Source organism: Succinimonas sp. (assembly GCF_045225735.1).
Taxonomy (GTDB): domain Bacteria; phylum Pseudomonadota; class Gammaproteobacteria; order Enterobacterales; family Succinivibrionaceae; genus Succinimonas.
On the sequence record NZ_JBGVBR010000123.1, the window covers coordinates 1 to 5,822 of the forward strand.

The 5,822-nt window shown below is 53.5% G+C and carries 3 protein-coding genes; 2 read left to right on the plus strand and 1 reads right to left on the minus strand.

Annotated features, from left to right (window positions below):
- A partial coding sequence (locus ACJROR_RS04470; RefSeq protein ID WP_406546047.1) for a hypothetical protein occupies nucleotides 1-771 on the plus strand: 771 nt, incomplete at its 5' end.
- An 85-nt stretch (nucleotides 772-856) separates the two neighbouring features.
- Here ACJROR_RS04470 and ACJROR_RS04475 read toward each other — a convergent pair.
- Complete coding sequence (locus tag ACJROR_RS04475) at nucleotides 857-2,131, minus strand: AAA family ATPase (protein WP_406546048.1); 1,275 nt, start codon at nucleotides 2,129-2,131, stop codon at nucleotides 857-859.
- 490 nt (nucleotides 2,132-2,621) lie between these two features.
- Here ACJROR_RS04475 and ACJROR_RS04480 point away from each other — a divergent pair.
- The coding region (locus ACJROR_RS04480) for a PKD domain-containing protein (protein WP_406546049.1) at nucleotides 2,622-5,822 on the plus strand (3,201 nt) is incomplete at its 3' end.

Genomic DNA, 5,822 nt, shown 5'->3' on the forward strand with positions numbered 1-5,822 from the left:
CGCACCCCCAACTGCAGTCTCAATGTCGAGTACCTCACCATTCCCAATGAATATTTCCGGGATCTCTTTTCCAGATTTCTGCTGGCCGGCTCTCCCGCAGCGCTCCGGGCAATCGAGAACATAAAGGATCTCGGCATGATGGCGGTTTCCAATGACATTTCCGTTCTAAGCGATATGCTTCACCGGATTGCAGGCGGTTTTACCCAGACTGACGTTGCCCGTGAGGGCGAAAACCAAATCGCTCTTACGGTATACACCGCCATAAGCGTGGCCGCCGGAGGGAGCTTTGATCTTACGAAGGAATATGCCATCAAACACAATGGCCAATTCGTTTTTGCGGACGGTCTTACAGAGGAGGAGTATGAGGATGTGCCGGATGACGGGTCTGATACCCCGAGTGAAGGATCTGGCGAACCCGTACCGGAGAAGTCTCCCGAGGATGCCGAGGCTGCTAGGGAGTTTGAGGAATTCGTTAAAAGCAGCATAATGCCGGGAGCTAAAGACCTGAACACCCTAAGAGGCCGGGCGGATCTTGTTGCCATAAATACCAATCCCAGGGGCCCCAGCTATATTTTTGAGTTCAAGTATAAAAGAAACGCCAAATCCCGGGACACCACCATAATGCGGGTTACCAAAATCCTGTACGAGAGGGCGGTAAAGCAGCTTAACTTCTATGTTACGGATGACCGTCTTTCCAAGGTTCCGGATCTCCGCCGTTATGTCATCATGTATGTTTACGGCAGGTTTATCATAAAAGAGGTACTGTCCTGATCACAGTACCCGGAAGCTTCAGGCCTTCTTAGTCCTTGCCCGCCGGGGACAAGCAGTGATTTCCCGGACAGGGAGCCCCGGGCCGTCAGATCCCCGTGGCATTGCGCCAGAGCTCGGTGACATAGGCATTAGCCAAACGCAGGTTGATCACCGGAGACTTGCCGTATTCGTTTTCCACATCGCGGATGGTGAGCACTCCGGCAAAATACATAAGCTCAATGAACTTCTGGGTTTCCAGCTCGTAGCCCATGTTGAAATTAACCCCCGAAAAGCAGAAACCCTTTTTCCGGAGATCCTGATCGATCTGGGTGATATTGATGCTGTAGTCGGTCTTCACGGCGTTGAGCAGCCGGGAGATCCGGCTGTTCTTCACATCCGAGAAGCCGTTCTGCACATTGGTGAAGAGCAGGTTCAGGCACTGCAGCACTGTCCGGGGATTCATGATTCTGATGCTGGTGTCCGGACAGAAGCTGTAGCCGTCCAGCTGTCCTATCAGGGTATCGGCAAACTCCTCCGGCGTGCAGTTGATATCCTGCTTGCGGTCGGACATGAAAATGTCCTTTACCAGAATGCCCACGTCCTTTTCAGTAAAGCCCGCAATGCCGGCGAATTCGCTGGCGAAGGAGATATCCCGGAAATTAAAGGTGATGCCGTGACTGGCGAAGGTATTGCACACGGGCATGATGCCGGAAACAAAGATCCGGGCGATGAGCCCCTGGTTTTCTGCCTTCTGCAGCATGGTGAAAAACACCCGGTAGACGGAGTGGGGGATTTTTCTGGCGGGGTTTTTGCCCAGAGGATCCGAATATGAAAAGGTGTCATAGTTTTCCGCAATGACATAGATGGGCAGGCTGAAGCGGTTTTTCTGACAGGCGGCGAAAAAACTGAGAAACATGACGGCAATGTCATCGCCGCTTTCCGGAACATAGTCTGCGAGGCCGTATTTGGCGGCAAAGCTCCGGAGGCTTTCGGCGATGATCCGGGACACCGGCATGAATTCGATATAGGCAAAATCAAAATCCAGCATGGCGAAGGAGCTGTGATTCGGCACCTCCCGGTGGGTCATGCTCTGCGGAAACACCCGGTCAAAAATGTCCTGGGAGGCCACATCGTAGTAGGTTCTCAGGCAGGATGCGAAGGTGCTGACTCCCATGCCGCCCGGCCGGTGCAAAACGTTGTTGGCCGAAGCCGAATGCTCCAGCTCCATGATGCAGGAGTACTTGCTGGCCCGGTAAGCCTGGCGTTCGGTGAGCGCCAGCACTCCGGCGGAACCAATGGGAACTCCCCGGGGGGAGAAACCTTCTTCATGGGCAGCGGGATCGGGTAAGATACTGCTTACAGGCAAACTGAATTCGGTCATGCGGCATCCTGATAAATAAACCAGACAGGCAGGGCGGGAGAGACGGTTTTCCGGCTGTGTCCGGAAGCCTTTTCCGTTTTTGTCATGATCTCACAAACCAGTTTCCCGCTCCATGAAAACGCATCGTTTTTTAAGGGAGCGGCACATTTTCAGAACAATTTCAGCTCAATTCCAGATCAATTTTAGATGAATTCAGCCGCGGGAGCCAATCCGGAGGTCTCCGCTCCGGGGCTTCTCATCCTCCGGCCGGCTCGCAAATATGGCGAATCCGGATCGCAATTTCAGTAATAAAGCTGCCTTCTTTAAAAAAATAGAAGCAGCTCACACAAAAACGACATGACGCCCTTGCATAAAAAACGCTTTCATTATAAAAATGGAGCATTATTGTTAACATTTTTCTAACATTTGTCTCTATTTGAGAAATTCTGCTTTGAAGCAGGGTTTCGTCGTATGAATCTTTAGCAAAACATTATTATAAGGTGCTCAGCATATGCTTAAATACAAAAAGCTTTCCTTTGCAATATTGATGAGTCTGGGTCTCGCTGCCTGCGGCGGCGGAGGCGGCGGTGGCGGCGGCAACAGCCAGGAAGGGAATCAGAATGAGGCTCCGGTTCCCGCTGTCAGCGACTATTCCGTTTCTGTGCTGGCTCAGGGCCTCAATGCCGAGTATCTCGGGAGCAGCAGGGTCTGCTACGACCTTAACGATAACGGAGCCTGCGATGAGGGAGAAACCATCACCGCTACCGACGATTCCGGAAAGGCCACCATTAATCTTAGCGGCATAGAAAATATTAACGAGCATCAGTTTGTTGCTGAAAACACTGACGGCACCGTATACCGCGGCTACTTCTCCGACGTTGCTCTCAATGATTCCAGAAAGACCGGATTCGCCTATCTTAATCCGCTGTCCCACATGGTTTCGGTTTATAACCAGGAATTCTGGCTGGAAAAGTATGACGACGGCCTCAGGAAAATCGTCTCCGGCCTTGGCGGCAGCAGCGACGATTACCGCGGCAGAATTAAAAAGAATTCTCCGGCGCTGATCTTCCTGAGAGCTCTTAATGCCGGCGGCGAGGTTTTCTCCGGCATCAGCGTGGTCACCTATCCGGATGCCGTTGCCAAGATTGCCTCGGCTCTTTCCAAGGGGTTTGATGATGAAGCCATTGTGGCATCCTTCAAGGCCAGCAAGAATTTTGATCACCTGGAGGATGCGGATATCGCTTCCAACCATGCTCCCAAGTCTCTGACCTTCACCTTCTCCGAGACCGACTGCAGAACCATTTCCTTCAAGGGATCCGCCGAGGATGAGGACGGCGATAAGCTGACCTATTCCTGGAGCTTCGGGGATAATTCCCAGCCCGGCGCCGGAACCTCCGTAAGCCATGCTTATGCTACCGCCGGAGAGTTCAATGTTGATCTCAAGGTATCTGACGGCAAGACCTCCTCTGTGCTGAGACAGAAGGTTACCGTTACCGCCGATCAGTGTCTGGAGCCGGTAAAGGCCGCCTTTACCTATTCTGTGGACAAGAATACCCGTGAGGTTGCCTTCGAGAACCTTTCCGCCGGATCCGTAGCTGCCTACAGATGGGTATTCGGCGACGGCGGCACATCTGATGAAGCCGCTCCCAAGCACACCTATGAGGCTGCCGGAACCTACGATGTAAGCCTGGTGGTAATCGATAAGAACGGCAACGAAAGCAGTCCTTCCGTGGCCCGGGTGGTTGTTCCTGAAGCCGGCACGGTAAACAATGCTCCGGTGGCTGATTTTGATTTCACGGTGAACGGTCTTACCGTTTCCCTGACTAACAAGTCATCAGACAGCGATGACGGCGACGTTTTGAGCTTCAGATGGGTATTCTCCGACGGTACCGTGCTGGAAGACCGTGATGCCGTTCATACCTTTGCGTCCTCCGGCGCTTACACCATTACTCTTGAGACCTCCGACGGCGTTGAGGTTGCCAAGAAGAAGATTGCCATCAATGTCCAGAGCGACAATCATGCTCCTTCGGCCAAATTTACTTCGAGAGTTGAGGGGCGGAAGGTAACCTTTGTCAACGCTTCCTCTGATGAAGACGGCGATGATATGACCTGGTCCTGGTCATTTGGCGATAACGGCACCTCTGCCGATAAGGATCCTGTCCATACCTATCCCGATAAGACCGCGACCTATACTGTCACCCTGAAGGTTTCTGACGGCAAGACCGAAAGCTCCTACAGCGACAGTGTCTCCATCAAGGCTTCTGATAACGGCGGTGATAATGGCGGTGATAATGGCGGGGACAATGGCGGGGACAACGGCGGCAATACCAATGCAAACAATCCTCCGGTGGCTGATTTCCATTATGCCTTCAAGGGGCTTTCCGGCACTCTGACTGCCGTGGCCTCCGATGCTGACAAGGATCCTCTCACCTACACCTGGTCTCTGGGCAACGGCAAGACCGCCACCGGCGCCACTGCCGAGGTAACCTATGAGGATGGCGGCACCAAGACTGTTACCCTTACTGTTTCAGACGGCAAGGCCGAATCCAAGAAGTCCTACGATATTGCTCTGCCCGCCGGAGCCTCCGCTGAGGTTAAGCCCGCTTCCAGAGGCATTTACTATAAAGGCGATGCCGATGGCATTTACATCTGGAATGACGACTCAGGAATGGAATATGCCGGTCCCTGGCCCGGAGCAGCCATGGTCAAAGCTACTGAAAGCTCCGAATGGTCCTTCTATGACACCTCCTCCATTTTTGCCAGCACTGTTAATGTGATCTTCCTGAAGGGCGGCGAGAAGCTTACCGGTGATTTGAAAGGCGCTCCGGTAGCCGGCTGCTATGCTGATTCCAAGTGGACGCCTAAGGATGACTGCGTGCTTTCCGGCGGCAGCGGCGCGGATCAGGTAACCGAAGGCGGCGCCAAGATCCCTGATAACGGCGGCGACAACGGCGGTGATAACGGCGGTGATAACGGCGGTGATAACGGCGGCGACAATGGCGGTGACAATGGCGGTGACAATGGCGGTGGCGGCGGCAGCGAAAGCCAGCCGGGCACTGTCATCGGGGATATTCCGTGGTACTCCATGGACTATGCCGCCACTATTGCTTCCTCCGATGTGAGAGTGGCTTCCGCTCCCTATCTGACCGCAGACCTGGCTCCCGGCAGCTATCATGAGGACAAGACCGTTACTCTGGGACTGCAGGATGCCGATTTCAACACTGTCGGCGGCTCCATTTACTACACTTTGGACAATACCGAGCCTACGGAACAGTCCACCAAGTACAGCGGCCCCATTGAGCTCAAGGATACTTCCGCCGATGGTCTGGGCACGGCCTACAGACTGCGCGCTCTCGTAGTGGGAGACAACGGCATGAAGCAGGAGCAGCATTATTTCTGGTTTATCAAGAAAAGCGGCACCGTTCTTGACGCCACTGACTTTCGTGATGAGACCATCTACTTTGTGCTGACTGCCCGCTACAAGGACGGCGATGAGAGCAATAACTACTATGACAGAGACCGCTTTGATGCCGCAGATCCCAGCTGGAGAGGCGACTTTAAGGGCCTTATCGAATCTCTGGACTATATTAAGTCCATGGGCTTCACTGCCATCTGGATTACTCCGCCGGTAGAAAACCGCTCCGGTCTCGACTACCACGGCTATCATGCCTATGACTGGTTCCAGCCGGATCTCCGTCTGGAAAGCCCGGGA